Genomic DNA, 15,126 nt, shown 5'->3' on the forward strand with positions numbered 1-15,126 from the left:
ACGGCACTGCGTCCGGTCCCGGGGGTGGGCATGAAGCGGCTCGACGTCTGGAAGCACGGGGCCATCGGAGTCGTCTGCGGACGGCGGTCCAAGTGGCTGGTTCTCGCCCTGTGGCTGCTGGTGCTCCTGTTCGTGGCGCCGCTCGGGGCCAAGCTCACCGACGCCCAGGACAACGACGCCCAGTCCTGGCTGCCGGGCTCGGCGGAATCCACCCAGGTCCTCGACATCTCGAACGGGTTCAGGCCCGAGCAGATCCCCGCGGTCGTCGTCTACGCCCGCCCGGACGGCCTGACCGTGCAGGACCGGCGGCAGATCGCCGAGGACGTCCGGCAGCTGAGGACCCTGCGGGAGCACGGCATCCGCGGCGAGGAGACCCGGGGCCCGGTGTTCGACCGGCAGCCGGACCCGCGCGCGGCCCAGATCTACGTCCCCATCACCATGGATGCCTCCGGCTGGCAGCGGATCGCTCCGGCCGTCTCCTCCATCCGTGACCAGGTGGGCAAGGGCGGCGACGGGCTCTCTGTGCACATCACCGGCCCCGGCGGAACGGCCGCCGACTCCTCCAAGGCCTTCGAGGGCATCGACTCGACGCTGCTCTACGCCGCGATGGCCGTCGTCATCGTCATGCTCCTGATCACCTTCCGGAGCCCGATCCTGCTGTTCGTGCCCCTGCTCGGCGTGGTCGTCGCGCTGTTCACGGCCCAGGCGCTGATCTATCTGCTGGCGAAGCACGCCGGTCTGACCGTCAACGGCCAGAGCGCGGGCATTCTCACCGTGCTGGTGTTCGGCGCGGGGACCGACTACGCCCTCCTGCTCGTCGCCCGTTACCGAGAGGAGCTGCGCCGTCACGAGGACCGGCACGAGGCGATGAAACTCGCCATGAACCGGGCCGGTCCCGCCATCCTGGCCTCGGGCGCGACGGTCGTCCTGAGCATGCTGGTGCTGCTGGTCGCCGAGATGAACTCGACGCGGGGCCTCGGCCCGGTCGCGGCCATCGGCGTGGCCGTCGGTCTGATCGCCATGCTCACGCTGTTCCCGGCCCTGCTGCTCGTCTTCGGCCGCTGGATCTTCTGGCCGGCCGTCCCGCACCTCGGCTCGGCCGATCCGACCAGGAGCGGCGTCTGGGCGCACATGGGCGCGCGGATCGCCCGCCGGCCCCGGACGTTCTGGGTCGGCACCGCGCTGGCGCTCGGGGTGCTCTCCCTGGGCCTGATCCAGCTGCGGGCCGCGGGCATCCCCAACGCCGACCAGTTCACCGGGAGACCGGACTCGGTCGTCGGCCAGGAGGTGTCGGCGCAGTACTTCCCGGCGGGCGACGGGGATCCGCTGGTCATCGTGTCGAACACGGCGCAGGCCAGGGAGGTCGGCCGGACCGTGGCGGCGGACCCGGGCGTGGTGCCCGCGAGCATCGGCGTGCCTCCGGGCACGGCGCCCGTGCACGACGGCAGGGTGCTGTTCGAGGCGACGACCCGCGCCCCCTCGGACAGCGCGGCGGCGAAGGACACCGTGGAGCGCGTCCGGGACGCGGTGCACTCCGTACCGGGGGCCGACGCGAAGGTGGGCGGCGGTGCCGCGGTCCTGCTGGACATGGAGAACGCCCAGGCCCACGACAACTACCTGGTCATCCCACTCGTCCTCGTGGTGGTCCTGCTGGTCCTGAGCCTCCTGCTGCGCGCGCTGATCGCGCCGCTGCTGCTGATCGGGACTGTCGTGCTGTCGCTGGCGACGGCCCTCGGCGTGAGCGCGCTCGCCTTCCGGCACGTCTTCGACTACGCCGGCGAGGACGTGGCCTTCCCGCTGTTCGTCTTCGTGTTCCTGGTGGCGCTCGGCATCGACTACAACATCTTCCTGACCACCCGCATCCGGGAGGAGGCCGCGCTGCACGGCACCCGCAAGGGGGTGGTGACGGGGCTCGCCACCACCGGCGCGGTGATCACCTCGGCCGGACTGGTCCTCGCGGGCACGTTCGCGGCCCTCGGCACCCTGCCGATCGTGGGCTTCGCGGAGATCGGCTTCGCGGTCGCCCTCGGCGTCCTGCTGGACACCTTCGTGGTGCGCTCGGTGCTGGTCACCTCGCTGTTCCTCGACGTCGGCCCGAAGGTGTGGTGGCCGAACCGGCTCGCGCACGAGGACGGCGGCGCCCGGGCCGCCACCGGCCCGGGCGAACCGGCCGGGGTGTCCGCGGGCGCGCGGAGCCCGTACGAGGGCTCCGCGGAGACCCCGGACGGCGCGGACGCCCGGGACCCGGCCGGACCGGGGAACGCCGGAAATCCCGGGGCGACGGGCGGCAACCCTGGCCCAGGGGCCGACGGGGACGTGGACGGCGCCGGGGGTCCCGGAGGCTCCACGAAGCCGCCCCGGCCGCCGGACTGACGCCCTGGAGCACCGGAGCCCGACAGCCCGGTGGCGTGGGGCTCGGAGCGCCGGCAGCTGTGTGGCCCGCGCCGTGGAGCCCCGCCGGCCCGGTGGTTCTCGCGGCCCGGTGGCCCGGCAGCCCTGCTGCCCGCGCCCTGGTGCCCCGGCAGCGCGCGGCCCGGTGCATGGCAGCCCGCGGCCCGGTGCTTGGCCGCCGCGGCCCGCGGTCGGGTCAGCCGGTCCGGCGGATCAGGGCCAGGTACATCGCGTCGGTTCCGTGCAGATGGGGCCAGAGCTGGACGTCGGGGCCGTCGCCCAGCGCGGGCACGCCGGACAGCAGCGGGCGCGCGTCGAGCAGTTCGGCGGAGCCGTCCTCGAAGTGCTTGAGGACGTCGTCGACGACGGCACGGGTCTCGGCGAGGTGCGGCGAGCAGGTCGCGTAGCCGACGACACCGCCCACGCGCACCGACGCCAGCGCCGTGCGCAGCAGGCCCCGCTGGAGCGGCCCGAAGCCGTCGAGGTCCTCGGGGCGGCGGCGCCAGCGGGCCTCGGGACGGCGGCGCAGGGCGCCCAGGCCCGTGCACGGGACGTCCATGAGTACCCGGTCGAAGGTGCCGGGCCGCCACGGCGGGCGGGTGCCGTCGGCGGCGATGACCTGGTAGGGGCCGGGGTTCCCGGCAAGTGCCTTGGCGACCAGCCCCGCGCGGTGCGGCTGCTTCTCGGAGGCGAGCAGTCGCGCTCCCCGCTGGGCGGCGAGACCGGCCAGCATGGCGGCCTTGCCGCCCGGTCCGGCGCAGCCGTCCAGCCAGAGCCGGTCGGGTCCGTCGAGCGGGGCGTTCGCCAGGGCGATCGCCACCAGCTGGCTGCCCTCGTCCTGCACGCCCGCACGGCCCTCGCGCACGGCCGCCACGGCACCCGGCTCGCCGCCCTCGGTGAGCCGCACGGCGTACGGGGACCAGCGCCCGGGAAGCGCCGAGTCCTCGTCCAGGGAGTCGAGGAGTTCCTCGGCGGTGGAACGTCCCGGCCGGGCGACGAGGGTGACCTCGGGCCGTTCGTTGTCGGCCTCCAGCAGGTCCTCGATGCCGGCCCGGCCGCCGCCGAGGGAGTCCCACAGCGCGGAGACGACCCAGCGCGGGTGCGAGTGCACGACGGCGAGGTGGTCCTCGGCGTCCTCGTCGTAGGGCGGGGCGACCTGTTCCAGCCAGGCGTCGAGGTCCTGCCGCGCCACCTTGCGCAGCACGGCGTTCACGAACTTGGCCCGCCCGTCGCCGAGCACCACGCGGGCCAGCTCGACCGAGGCGGAGACGGCCGCGTGCGTCGGGATACGGGTGCCGAGCAGCTGGTGGACGCCGAGGCTGAGCACGTCGAGGACCGGCGGGTCGACCTCGCGCAGCGGCCGGTCGACACAGGCCGAGATGACGGCGTCGTACGTCCCCTGGCGGCGCAGCGTGCCGTACACCAGCTCGGTGGCCAGCGCCGCGTCCCGTGCGTCGAAGTCGCCCTTGGCCCGCGCCTTGCGCAGCAGCGGCGGCAGGACGAGGTTCGCGTACGCGTCCCGCTCGTCCACGGCCCGCAGCGCCTCGAAGGCGAGCATGCGGACCGGGTCCTTCTGGGGGCGGCGGTAGGGCTTGCCGGGCTTCTGCGGCCGACGGGGCTGCTCACTCACGAAAAAGGTGCTCCGGATCCAGGAAAAAGATGCGCTTATCAGCGTACGCCGCGGGGGCCCGAGGCAGACGCCCCCGCGGGACCGGCGTCGGAAGACCCCGCGGGTCGGACGCCCCCGCGGGGTGGGGGTCAGACGCCGAGGCGCTCGCCGGAGGGGATCCGCACCCCGCGGGCCCAGTCGGCGGCACGCATCGGCTTCTTGCCCTGGGCCTGTACCCACAGCAGCTCGACAGCGTACGAACCGGTGCCCACGTACACGTTGTTCTTGGCGACGGACAGCTCGCCCGGGGCGAGGTCCGTGCGGTCCGGCACCGGCGCCACGTGGATGAGCTTGAGCCGCTCGGCACGGAAGACGGTCCAGGCGCCGGGCGCGGGCGTGCACCCGCGCACCACCCGGTCGACACGCATCGCCGGGGTGGCCCAGTCGACGCGGGCGTCCTCGACGGTGATCTTCGGGGCCGTGCTGATGCCGTCGGCGGGCTGCGGCACCGCCTTGAGGGTGCCGTCCTCGATGCCGTCCATCGTCGCGGCGAGCAGTCCGGAGCCGGCGAACGCGAGCCGGGTGAGCAGGTCCCCGCTGGTGTCGGTGGGCCGGATCTCCTCGGTGACGGTGCCGTAGACCGGCCCCGAGTCGAGACCCTCCTCGATCAGGAAGGTGGACGCGCCAATGATCTCGTCACCGGCCATGATCGCGTGCTGCACGGGGGCGGCGCCGCGCCAGGCGGGGAGCAGCGAGAAGTGCAGGTTGACCCAGCCCTGGGCGGGGATGTCGAGGGCGACGCGGGGCAGCAGCGCCCCGTACGCGACGACCGGACAGCAGTCCGGGGCGATCTCCCGCAGCCGGGCCAGGAAGTCCTCGTCCCGGGGCTTCACGGGCCTCAGGATCTCGATGCCGGCCTCCTGGGCCCGCTGGGCGACCGGGCTCGCGACGAGGTGTCGCCCCCGTCCGGCGGGCGCGTCCGGCCGGGTCACGACGGCGGCCACCTCGTGCCGCCCGGAGGCGATCAGGGCGTCCAGGGCGGGAACGGCGACCTCGGGGGTGCCTGCGAAGACGAGCTTCATGGGTGGCGGTTGGCCTCTCGGGCGGGAGCACTTCCGTCCCCCGGGCGCCTGCCGGTCGAGCCGGTGCACGGGGCAGCGCACCAGTCTATGCCGCGCGCGGCACAAGGGCTCGGGGGTTCCGCGCGGGGCCCTGCCCGGGCCGTCGGCGCAGGTGGAACGGACCGCCCGTCGGCCGCCGGGGCGCGTCCATCGCACGACGGGGGGCGTACAGAGCGGGTCACGCCCCGTTCATATGCTCTTGCGCCCTTGCACCCGTGACCACTCACCCGTCCACGCGTTGGTCAAGAAAGAGTTGACCACAGCGGGCTGCACACAAGCGGCCCGTTCCCTTTCAACGCCGGTTCGAGAGGCTTGTTCATGGCCGACCACGCAACCCACGACGCCCAGGCTCGGGCCAGCCTGCACTTGCTGGTGCGGGACATCGAGCGGGTCCGCAGGCAGGTGGACGCACTGCGCACGCTCACCGCCCAGTTGGGCAACGTCTACAGGCCGCGCCGTGCCGGCCCCTCCACGGGCTTCGTCGTCTACGGTCGCGCTCCCGCCCCGACCGTCCGTCTCGCCCAGGAGCTGCGGGACAGCGTCGAGACGCTGGTCACCGCCGCCGTGGACTTCGACCGCTCGCTCGGCTTCTCCTGGGACGCGGTGGGCTCGGCCCTCGGGGTCACCAAGCAGGCGGTGCACCGGCGTTACGGTGCCCGGCGGGCCGCGGCCCAGGCAGCCGCCGAGGCGGAGCGGGCGACGGATCCGGCCGAGACACGCACGGTCTCCGTCAACTCCGCGCTCCCCCCGGTGCCGACCGTTCCGGCCGCCCGCTCCATGCCGACCCAGCCGACGTCCGGCAGCCCGACGTTCCGCGACGAGGTCAGGCCCACGGCCTTCCCGAGCCCGCGCAACGGCTGATCCGCCGGCCCGTCAACTGCCTCCCGGCGCCGCACCCCGGGGGGCAGTCCCTGCCGCGCCAACGGGTCCGACTCCGTACTCCCGGCCGGGCCTCCGCCGCCGTCGCTCCGCGCGCACCCGCATCCGCATCCGCACCCGCATCGGCGCGTCCGCGTATGCTCCCGACGGCCGTGCGAAGGCACGGTCATGACACCAGGTCACCCGCCCTCGGGCGCGGTGAGGGTGGCGGTGGAGGCGGCACACGCCGGACACCGCTCCGAGCCCGGGCCGTCGACCCGACGTCCGACGCCAAGCGCCCAACACCCGGCACCCGATGCCAGGCGCCCGGCCTCACCCGATGTCGGGCGGATCGATCCGGATCCGTACGGGCTCGCCGCCGCCGCGTGCCATGCGGGCCGCCTGCGCGCTCTTCAGCGCACCCGCCAGCGCCGCTCCGCTGCCCGGGGGCACCCGGATGAGCACCCGCTCCCCCGGCTCCCGGGGAGGCCCTCCCCCGGGCTTCCGGGGCCGTCCCGCCCCGTCGCCCGGCACCGGCACGGGCCCCAACACCTCGGCGTCGCCCGGTAGTTCGGCCGCGGCCAGGAACCCGGCGAGCGCCTCCGGTGTGCCCGAGACCGCCGCCATCCGGGAGACGGGCGGAAACCCCAGCTCGGCCCGCTCGGCGAGTTCACGCACCGCGTGGCCGACCGGATCCCACCGCACGAGCGCCTGCACCGGCCGCAGGGTCGGTTCGGCCACGATCACGACCGTGCCGCCCGCGCCCTGCGGACGGACCAGCGCGGCGGCCCCCGTCCAGCGACGCAGCGCGTCCTCGCCGGCCCGCAGATCGGGCCGGCCGAGCATGGCCCAGCCGTCCAGCAGCAGCGCCGCCGCGTACCCGCCCTCGGCCACGGGTTCGGCCCCTGGCGTGCTGACCACCAGCGCGGGTGTCGCGGGCACCGTGTCCAGCACCTGCTCCCGCCCGGAGGTGCGCACGGGCACGGCGGGGAACGCGCGCCCCAGTTCCTCGGCGGTCCGCCGGGCGCCGACGACCTGGGCGCGCAACCGGAAACCGCCGCACTCCTGGCAGTGCCAGGCGGCCTCGTCCCGCCCGCACCACCCGCACCGCAGCGCCTGGGCGTCCTGCGCCTCCAGCGGCCCCGCGCAGTGCCGGCAACGCGCGGGCTCCCGGCACCGGGCGCAGGCCATCCGGGGCACATAGCCCCGCCGGGGCACCTGGACCAGCACCGGCCCCTGCTTCAGCCCCTCCCTGACGGCCCCCCAGGCGAGCGACGGCAGCCGGGCCGCCCGAGCGGCCTCGTCACGGGCGAGATCGGTGTCCGAGACGGTCCGCACCAACGGCGCGGCGGCGCGCACCTGTTCCCGGTCGGCGGCCAGCGGCAGCGCCCAGCCGCTCTCCACCAGCTGCGCCGCCTCGACCGTGCATGTCCAGCCCCCGAGCAGGAAGCCGCACCTGTCCCGTGAGGCGCGCAGCTCCAGCACCTCCCGGACGTGCGGGAAGGGAGCGTTGTCGTCGCTGTGCCCGTCGTCGCCGTCGTCCCAGACGACGACCAGTCCCAGGTCGCGGACCGGTGCGAACATGGCGGCCCGGGTGCCCACCACCGCCCGTACGGATCCCCGGCGCACGGCGAGCCAGTCGCGGTACCGCCGCTCGGGGCCCGCGTCGGCGGTCAGCACGGCGTGCTGCCCCTCCCCCAGCTGGGCCTTGAGCGCCGCGTCCACGCGGGCGGCGGGCCGGCCGGCGGGGACGACGACGAGCGCACCGCGGCCCGAAGCCAGCGTCGCCCGCACCGCGCGGGCGATCTCCTCGGCCCACTCGGGACCGGGCAGCGCTGTCCACACGGCGCGCGGAGCCCCGCCGGAGGCGAGCGAGGTGAGGAAGTCCGCCCCTCTTCCGTACCGCCGCCAGGTCCCGGGTTCGGGTGCGGCGGGCCGCGGCGGGGGCGCCGGGGACTCCCGTGCCTCGGCGCGGGCGTGCCGGGGCGGCACGGCCAGCTGCAGCACGTCCGCCAGCGATCCCGCGTAGCGGTCGGCGACGGCACGGGCGAGCCCGAGCAGTTCGGGTCCGAGGACGGGTTCGGGCGAGACGACCTGGGCGAGGGCGGCCAGCGGCCCGGAGTAGTCGGACTCGGCGACCCGCTCCACGAGGTAGCCGTCGATGAGACCGCCGCCCTCGCGCCGGCCCTCGCGCACGGTGCGCCCGCCGGCGCCGAAACGGACCCGCACCCGTACGCCCGGCTGGGCGGCCTCGTCCAGTTCCTCGGGCACGGCGTAGTCGAAGTAGCGGTCGAGGTGCAGCACGCCCTTGTCGACGAGCACCCGGGCGACGGGCAGTTCCTTCGCCAGCGGGGCACCCCGCCAGGTCCGCGGCTTGGCCTTCGGCGCCTTTGACCGGCGCACGGCCTCCCGGATCAGCGCGAGCTGCTCGGGCGGTGCGCCGTCCGCCCCGCCCGCGCCGTCGTCGGTTCGCCCGTTCGCACTGCTCACAGCAGTATTCCTACCAGACCGCACCGACAGCGCCGCCCGCCCGTGATCGGGCCGGACGGCGTCGGATCTCCCGAGATCAAGGGCGGCAGCGGAACGTGATCCAGATTCACCGCACGCCATGGGCGTACTCCACCGAAGTAGCCGCGGCCGTCGCACCGGGAGATCATCAGCGTACGGACGCCGGTCCGCTCCGGCCAGCGGTTTTCCCCGCCGCGCTCAAGGGCGCGACGGGCGTCCTCGTCGGACTTGAGGATCTTCGCCACGCAGCCGTGAGGCCCGGCACCCTCGCGGGTGCCGGGCCTCAGGATGTGCTGGGATTCCGGGGTTACAGGCCGACGGCCCTGCGCAGCGCGTCCACCCGGTCGGTGCGCTCCCAGGTGAAGTCCGGCAGCTCACGGCCGAAGTGGCCGTAGGCGGCGGTCTGGGAGTAGATCGGGCGCAGCAGGTCGAGGTCGCGGATGATCGCGGCCGGACGGAGGTCGAAGACGTCCGTGATGGCCGTCTCGATCTTCTCGGCCTCGACCTTGGCGGTGCCGAAGGTCTCCACGAACAGACCGACGGGCTCGGCCTTGCCGATCGCGTAGGCGACCTGGACCTCGCAGCGCGAGGCGAGGCCCGCGGCGACGACGTTCTTCGCGACCCAGCGCATCGCGTAGGCGGCGGAGCGGTCGACCTTGGACGGGTCCTTGCCGGAGAAGGCGCCGCCGCCGTGGCGGGCCATGCCGCCGTACGTGTCGATGATGATCTTGCGGCCGGTGAGGCCGGCGTCGCCCATCGGGCCGCCGATCTCGAAGCGGCCGGTCGGGTTCACCAGCAGGCGGTAGCCCTCGGTCTCCAGCTTGATGCCGTCGTCCAGGAGGGCCTTGAGCTCCGGCTCCACGACGAACTCGCGGATGTCGGGGGCGAGCAGCGAGTCCAGGTCGATGTCGCTGGCGTGCTGCGAGGAGACGACGACGGTGTCCAGACGGACCGCCTTGTCGCCGTCGTACTCGATGGTGACCTGGGTCTTGCCGTCCGGGCGCAGGTACGGGATGGTCCCGTTCTTGCGCACGTCGGACAGCCGGCGCGAAAGCCGGTGCGCCAGGTGGATCGGGAGCGGCATCAGGTTCGGGGTCTCGTCCGTCGCGTACCCGAACATCAGGCCCTGGTCGCCGGCGCCCTGCCTGTCCAGCTCGTCCTCGTCGCCCTCGACACGGGACTCGTACGCGGTGTCGACGCCCTGCGCGATGTCCGGGGACTGGGAGCCGATCGACACCGACACGCCGCAGGAGGCTCCGTCGAAGCCCTTCTTCGACGAGTCGTAGCCGATCTCCAGGATCTTCTCGCGGACGAGCTGGGCGATCGGCGCGTACGCCTTGGTCGTGACCTCTCCGGCCACGTGCACCAGGCCGGTGGTGATGAGCGTCTCCACGGCGACCCGGGACGTCGGGTCCTCACGCAGGAGGGCATCGAGAATGGTGTCGCTGATCTGGTCAGCGATCTTGTCGGGGTGACCCTCGGTCACGGACTCCGAGGTGAACAGGCGACGGGACACAACGCTCCCTGTGGTTGCAGCGGCTGCTGGCTGATCATTGGTGGACGGCCGGGGGCTGCGCCCGGCGTCGTCCGAGAACAGTTTATCGGTCGCACTCGGCCGCGGGACCCCTGTCTCGCCTCTCGGAAGGGCTGTGACCTGCGGCACGGGCATTCTGCGCCATCGCCGCGGGTCTCCGCCAGGGTCGCCACGCCCGATTTTGCGGGCTTTGTGGTGACGGGTGTGTTGGGTGAGGGTTCACCCCAGTCGGTGTGTCACCAGGTCCCACACGGTCTCGGCCAGCGCTTCCTTGGGTCCGTGCGGCACCGGGGTCTCACTTCCGTCCGCTCCGAGCACCACCGCCTCGTTCTCCTCGGAACCGAAGGTCTTGCGCTCGCCCACCTCGTTCACCACGAGGAGATCGCACCCCTTGCGCGCCAGCTTCGTCCGTCCGTTCGACAGGACGTCGTCGGTCTCGGCGGCGAATCCGACCACGATCTGGCCGGGGCGCGCACGGTCGGCGGAGATCTCCGCGAGGATGTCCGGATTACGGACAAGAATGATCGGCTCCGGTTCCTGGCCGTCCTTCTTCTTGATCTTTCCGGCAGCGTATGCCTGGGGGCGGAAGTCCGCCACCGCGGCGGCCATCACCACGGCGTCGGCGTCCGGAGCCGCCTTGAGCACGGCCTCCCGCATCTGCACGGCGGTGCCGACCTGGACGACGTCGACCCCGGCCGGGTCCGCGAGGCCCGTGTTCGCCGCGATCAGGGTGACCCGGGCGCCGCGGGCGGCGGCGGTGCGGGCGAGCGCGTACCCCTGCTTGCCGGAGGAGCGGTTGCCGAGGAAGCGGACCGGGTCGAGGGGTTCGCGGGTGCCGCCGGCGCTGACGACGACGTGCCGTCCGGCGAGATCCGGTTCGGCCGCCCCGCGGGCGAGGACACGGCGGCAGACCTCGAAGATCTCCCCCGGGTCGGGCAGCCGGCCCTTGCCGGTGTCGACGCCGGTCAGGCGCCCCACGGCGGGCTCGACGACGACGGCGCCGCGGCGCCGCAGGGTCGCCACGTTCTCCTGGGTCGCCGGGTGCTCCCACATCTCGGTGTGCATGGCGGGCGCGAAGACGACCGGGCACCGGGCGGTGAGCAGGGTGTTGGTCAGGAGGTCGTCGGCCAGCCCGTGGGCGGCCTTGGCGAGCATGTCGGCCGTCGCGGGGGCGACCACCACGAGGTCGGCGTGCTGTCCGATGCGCACGTGCGGGACCTCGTGGACGTCCGACCAGACCTCCGTGGAGACCGGGTGGCCCGAGAGAGCGGACCAGGTGGCCGCCCCGACGAAGTTCAGCGCGGAGGCCGTGGGCACGACCCGCACGTCGTGACCCGACTCCGTGAGCCGTCGCAGCAGCTCACAGGCCTTGTACGCGGCGATGCCACCGCTGACCCCCAGTACGACCTTCGGCTTGTCCACCGTCTCTCCCCGGGCTCGGAAACCTACGACTCCATGACACACCACAGGCCCGGCAGTCGCGCCGCCGGGCCTGGGATGAGCGTTTCGATGCGTCTACTGGGCGGGGCCCTCGACGGCCTCGGAGGTCAGCAGACCCGCATTGATCTCGCGCAGGGCGATCGACAGCGGCTTCTCGTGGACGTGGGTGTCGACGAGCGGACCGACGTACTCGAGGAGGCCCTCGCCGAGCTGCGAGTAGTACGCGTTGATCTGACGGGCGCGCTTGGCCGCGTAGATCACGAGGCTGTACTTCGAGTCGGTGGCCTCGAGAAGCTCGTCGATCGGAGGGTTGATGATGCCCTCGGGAGCGGTGATGGAAGAGGACACGCTCTGCCTTCCGAAAGGTGGAAATTGACCTGAAAGATCAAACAACTTCCATCAAGGCTAGCAGCTCGCGCGCCACGTCCTCGACGGAGGTGTTGACAAGGGTGGTGTCGAACTCGGGCTCGGCGGCGAGCTCGACCTTGGCCGCCTCCAGACGGCGCTCGATCACCTCGGGCGGTTCGGTGCCTCGCCCGGTGAGCCGGCGCACCAGCTCGTCCCAGGAGGGCGGGGCCAGGAACACCAGCAGCGCGTCCCGCATGGACTCGCGGACCTGCCGGGCTCCCTGGAGATCGATCTCCAGGAGGACCGGCACACCCGACTCCAGGTGCTCCGTGACCGCGGCCCGGGGCGTGCCGTAGCGGTTGCCGGCGAATTCGGCCCACTCCAGGAGCTCGCCGTTGGCGATCAGCTTGTCCATCTCGTCGTCGGAGACGAAGAAGTAGTGGACTCCGTGCTTCTCCCCGGGGCGCGGCTTGCGGGTCGTCGCCGACACCGAGAGCCAGACCTCGGGGTGAACCTTGCGCATATGAGCGACGACCGTGCTCTTGCCGACCCCCGAGGGGCCGGAGAGCACGGTCAGCCGCGGACGTACGTCCGGGGGTACGGGGGACGTCCCCCGGGGTGTAGCAGCCATGCAGCGATTATTCCAGCAATCCCGGTGTGTCCAGGACTCAGGCGCCGGAACCGCCGAACTCGCGCTCCAAAGAGGCGATCTGGTTCGAGCCGAGACCGCGGACGCGGCGGCTCTCGGAGATCCCGAGTCGCTCCATGATCTGCTTGGCGCGGACCTTGCCCACGCCCGGCAGGGACTCCAGGAGAGCGGAGACCTTCATCTTGCCGATGACGTCGTTCTCCTGGCCCTGCTTGATGACCTCGTGAAGAGAGGCGCCGGAGTGCTTGAGTCGATTCTTGACCTCGGCCCGCTCCCGGCGAGCCGCGGCGGCCTTTTCGAGCGCGGCTGCGCGCTGTTCAGGGGTAAGGGGCGGAAGAGCCACGCCTACGTCACCTCGGATGTCGAACTGTCGGATACGGACCGGTGGGGAACCTGGTCGCCCCCCACCTGGGAGCTCCCGGGCACCACGCTCGCCCGTTCTTCCCCGCCGCCTTGACAGCGCGGGAGGTGCTCCCACTCGACGGAGACTAGCGGGCAAGTGCGCCGGAGTCAGCGAGAACAGAGGAAAAGTCCTGGTCAGCCTCCCTGGAGCCCGACATTTGCGACATACCTCCCCGGATTTGAGGGTGTATTCAGACTCGGGGCCCTCCGAACACACTCGTCGGAGGGCCCTCGAACGGTTGTCGGAACCCTCAGGCGGCCGCCACGGCCGCCCTGATCTCCTCCGCGAACCCCTCGGCCGACTCGCGCAGGGCCATGACGTCGGGACCGTGACGCAGGACACCCCGGCTCACGTTCGGGACGACGTTGCGCACGGCGGACCCGAACACACCCGCGAGGTCGGCCGCGGTCGCCCCCTGGGCGCCGATGCCGGGCGCGAGGAGCGGACCGTTGATCTCCAGGTCGTACGACGAGAGGTCGCCCAGGGTCGCGCCGACGACGGCCCCGAAGGAGCCGAGGGGCGCCTCGTCCGCGTTCTCCGCGGCCAGGTGCCCGAGCACGGTCGCTCCGACGTTCCGCCCGTCCGCGCGCACCGCGTGCTGCACCTCGCCGCCCTCCGGGTTGGAGGTGAGCGCGAGGACGAACAGCCCGGCCCCGCTCTCCCGGGCCAGCTCCACGGCGGGCTTCAGCGAGCCGTAGCCGAGGTAGGGCGACACCGTCAGCGCGTCCGAGAAGAGCGGCGCGTCCTTGCGCAGGAAGGTCTCGGCGTACGCGGCCATGGTCGAGCCGATGTCACCGCGCTTGGCGTCCATCACGACCAGCGCACCGGCCGCCCGCGCCTGTTCGACGGACTTCTCCAGGACGGCGATCCCGCGCGAGCCGAACCGCTCGAAGAACGCGCTCTGCGGCTTCAGGACGGCGACGCGCTCGGCCAGCGCCTCGACGACCGTGCGGCTGAAGCGCTCCAGGCCCGCGATGTCGTCGCCGAGCCCCCAGTCGGCCAGCAGCGAGGCGTGCGGGTCGATGCCCACGCACAGGGGGCCGCGTTCGTCCATGGCGCGGCGAAGGCGCGCGCCGAAGGGTTCCAGGCTCATACGGGCTTCCTCACGTCGGCGCCGACCGCGTCGGCGAGGGTGGCGTACGGGCTCGTCCGCAGGCGGGCGGCGAGCCCCTTGTGGATGGCGCGGCCCCAGAAGGGGCCCTCGTAGATGAAGGCGCTGTAGCCCTGGACCAGCGTGGCGCCGGCCAGGATGCGCTGCCAGGCGTCCTCGGCGTTCTCGACGCCGCCGACGCCCACCAGGGTGATCCGGTCGCCCACGCGCGCGTAGAGGCGGCGCAGGACCTCCAGGGAGCGCGCCTTGAGGGGCGCGCCGGAGAGTCCGCCGGTCTCCTTCACGAGGGAGGGGTCGGACGTGAGCCCGAGCCCCTCGCGAGCGATGGTCGTGTTGGTGGCGATGATCCCGTCCAGGCCGAGTTCGACGGCGAGGTCGGCGACCGCGTCCACGTCCTCGTCGGCGAGGTCGGGCGCGATCTTGACCAGGAGCGGGACGCGCCGGCCGGTGACGGAGCGGTCGGCGGCCTCGCGCACGGCCGTCAGCAGCGGCCGCAGCGCCTCGGTGGCCTGGAGGTTGCGCAGGCCGGGGGTGTTCGGGGACGAGACGTTCACGACGAGGTAGTCGGCGTGCCGGGCGAGGCGCTCGGTGGACTTCACGTAGTCGCCGACGGCCTCTTCCTCGGGGACCACCTTGGTCTTGCCGATGTTGACGCCGACGACGGTCCTGAAGACGGGCGTACGGGCCGCCAGGCGCTCGGAGACGGCCGCGGAGCCCTCGTTGTTGAATCCCATGCGGTTGATCAGCGCGCGGTCCGAGACGAGGCGGAACAGCCGCTTCTTGGGGTTGCCGGGCTGGGGCTCGCCGGTGACCGTGCCGATCTCGATGTGGTCGAAGCCGAGCATCGCCATGCCGTCGATGGCCACGGCGTTCTTGTCGAAGCCGGCCGCGAGTCCGAAGGGCCCGTGCATGCGCAGGCCGAGGGCCTCGGTGCGCAGCTCCTTGTGGCGGGGGGCGAGCGCGGCGGCGACGAAGGTGCGCAGGACGGGGACGCGGGCGACGAGCCGGATCCAGCGGAAGGCGAGGTGGTGGGCCTGCTCCGGGTCCATCCGCTTGAAGACGAGGTCGAAGAACAGCTTGTACATGATCGTGTCCTCTGAAGTGCCCGGTGGGGCGCCTCTGGAAGGGGCGGGGGGCTCATGAAGAGGGGGACA

The 15,126-nt window shown here is 73.1% G+C and carries 12 protein-coding genes; 2 read left to right on the forward strand and 10 right to left on the reverse strand.

Features of this window, described 5'->3' with window-relative positions; all coding sequences use genetic code 11:
- Window positions 1-30: 30 nt before the first annotated feature.
- Window positions 31-2,373, forward strand: coding sequence for an MMPL family transporter (locus IO36_RS18160; protein ID WP_245173334.1), 2,343 nt, complete (start codon window positions 31-33; stop codon window positions 2,371-2,373).
- A 214-nt stretch (window positions 2,374-2,587) separates the two neighbouring features.
- On the opposite strand, the gene IO36_RS18165 is transcribed toward IO36_RS18160, so the two are convergent.
- Both IO36_RS18165 and fmt read right to left on the reverse strand, forming a co-directional pair.
- Window positions 2,588-4,021: an RsmB/NOP family class I SAM-dependent RNA methyltransferase gene (locus IO36_RS18165; protein ID WP_037621116.1), complete on the reverse strand. Its 1,434-nt coding sequence runs from the start codon at window positions 4,019-4,021 to the stop codon at window positions 2,588-2,590.
- A 128-nt stretch (window positions 4,022-4,149) separates the two neighbouring features.
- Window positions 4,150-5,082 carry a methionyl-tRNA formyltransferase gene (gene fmt / locus IO36_RS18170; RefSeq protein WP_037621117.1) on the reverse strand — a complete coding sequence of 311 codons (933 nt, stop codon included), beginning with the start codon at window positions 5,080-5,082 and terminating at the stop codon, window positions 4,150-4,152.
- Between the two features lie 357 nt (window positions 5,083-5,439).
- Between fmt and IO36_RS18175 the strand changes: the two genes are divergently transcribed.
- Window positions 5,440-5,982, forward strand: coding sequence for a hypothetical protein (locus IO36_RS18175; RefSeq protein WP_037621119.1), 543 nt, complete (start codon window positions 5,440-5,442; stop codon window positions 5,980-5,982).
- Window positions 5,983-6,312: 330 nt separating this feature from the next.
- Here IO36_RS18175 and IO36_RS18180 read toward each other — a convergent pair whose 3' ends face one another.
- From IO36_RS18180 to IO36_RS18215, 8 genes are all read right to left on the reverse strand, one after another.
- On the reverse strand, window positions 6,313-8,469 hold the full coding sequence (locus tag IO36_RS18180; RefSeq protein ID WP_037621120.1) for a primosomal protein N': 2,157 nt from the start codon (window positions 8,467-8,469) through the stop codon (window positions 6,313-6,315).
- A gap of 325 nt (window positions 8,470-8,794) precedes the next feature.
- A complete protein-coding gene (metK, locus tag IO36_RS18185) occupies window positions 8,795-10,003 on the reverse strand; it encodes a methionine adenosyltransferase (protein WP_037621122.1) in 1,209 nt (402 codons plus the stop codon).
- Window positions 10,004-10,240: 237 nt separating this feature from the next.
- Window positions 10,241-11,443, reverse strand: coding sequence for a bifunctional phosphopantothenoylcysteine decarboxylase/phosphopantothenate--cysteine ligase CoaBC (coaBC, locus tag IO36_RS18190; protein ID WP_037621123.1), 1,203 nt, complete (start codon window positions 11,441-11,443; stop codon window positions 10,241-10,243).
- 93 nt (window positions 11,444-11,536) lie between these two features.
- A complete protein-coding gene (rpoZ, locus tag IO36_RS18195) occupies window positions 11,537-11,809 on the reverse strand; it encodes a DNA-directed RNA polymerase subunit omega (protein WP_003982715.1) in 273 nt (90 codons plus the stop codon).
- Window positions 11,810-11,846: 37 nt separating this feature from the next.
- A complete protein-coding gene (gene gmk, locus IO36_RS18200; protein ID WP_078943283.1) occupies window positions 11,847-12,440 on the reverse strand; it encodes a guanylate kinase in 594 nt (197 codons plus the stop codon).
- 37 nt (window positions 12,441-12,477) lie between these two features.
- Window positions 12,478-12,801 (reverse strand): integration host factor, encoded by a 324-nt coding sequence (locus IO36_RS18205; protein WP_016638838.1) that lies wholly within the window; start codon window positions 12,799-12,801, stop codon window positions 12,478-12,480.
- Window positions 12,802-13,111: 310 nt separating this feature from the next.
- The gene (pyrF, locus tag IO36_RS18210; RefSeq protein ID WP_037621128.1) at window positions 13,112-13,954 is read right to left on the reverse strand and encodes an orotidine-5'-phosphate decarboxylase; all 843 of its coding nucleotides are present in this window, start codon (window positions 13,952-13,954) and stop codon (window positions 13,112-13,114) included.
- Window positions 13,951-15,057: a quinone-dependent dihydroorotate dehydrogenase gene (locus IO36_RS18215; protein WP_037621129.1), complete on the reverse strand. Its 1,107-nt coding sequence runs from the start codon at window positions 15,055-15,057 to the stop codon at window positions 13,951-13,953. The genes pyrF and IO36_RS18215 overlap by 4 nt, the downstream gene beginning before the upstream one ends.
- Window positions 15,058-15,126 lie beyond the last annotated feature (69 nt).

Origin of the sequence: Streptomyces aureus (assembly GCF_000725495.1) — a bacterium.
GTDB lineage: Bacteria > Actinomycetota > Actinomycetes > Streptomycetales > Streptomycetaceae > Streptomyces > Streptomyces aureus_B.

What these genes read in the sequence shown, in the direction of transcription:
- IO36_RS18160 (WP_245173334.1), top strand. Translation starts at nt 31, where the DNA reads ATGAAGCGGCTCGACGTCTGGAAGCACGGGGCCATCGGAGTCGTCTGC.
- fmt (WP_037621117.1), bottom strand. Translation starts at nt 5,082, where the DNA reads ATGAAGCTCGTCTTCGCAGGCACCCCCGAGGTCGCCGTTCCCGCCCTG.
- IO36_RS18175 (WP_037621119.1), top strand. Translation starts at nt 5,440, where the DNA reads ATGGCCGACCACGCAACCCACGACGCCCAGGCTCGGGCCAGCCTGCAC.
- gmk (WP_078943283.1), bottom strand. Translation starts at nt 12,440, where the DNA reads ATGGCTGCTACACCCCGGGGGACGTCCCCCGTACCCCCGGACGTACGT.
- pyrF (WP_037621128.1), bottom strand. Translation starts at nt 13,954, where the DNA reads ATGAGCCTGGAACCCTTCGGCGCGCGCCTTCGCCGCGCCATGGACGAA.
- IO36_RS18215 (WP_037621129.1), bottom strand. Translation starts at nt 15,057, where the DNA reads ATGTACAAGCTGTTCTTCGACCTCGTCTTCAAGCGGATGGACCCGGAG.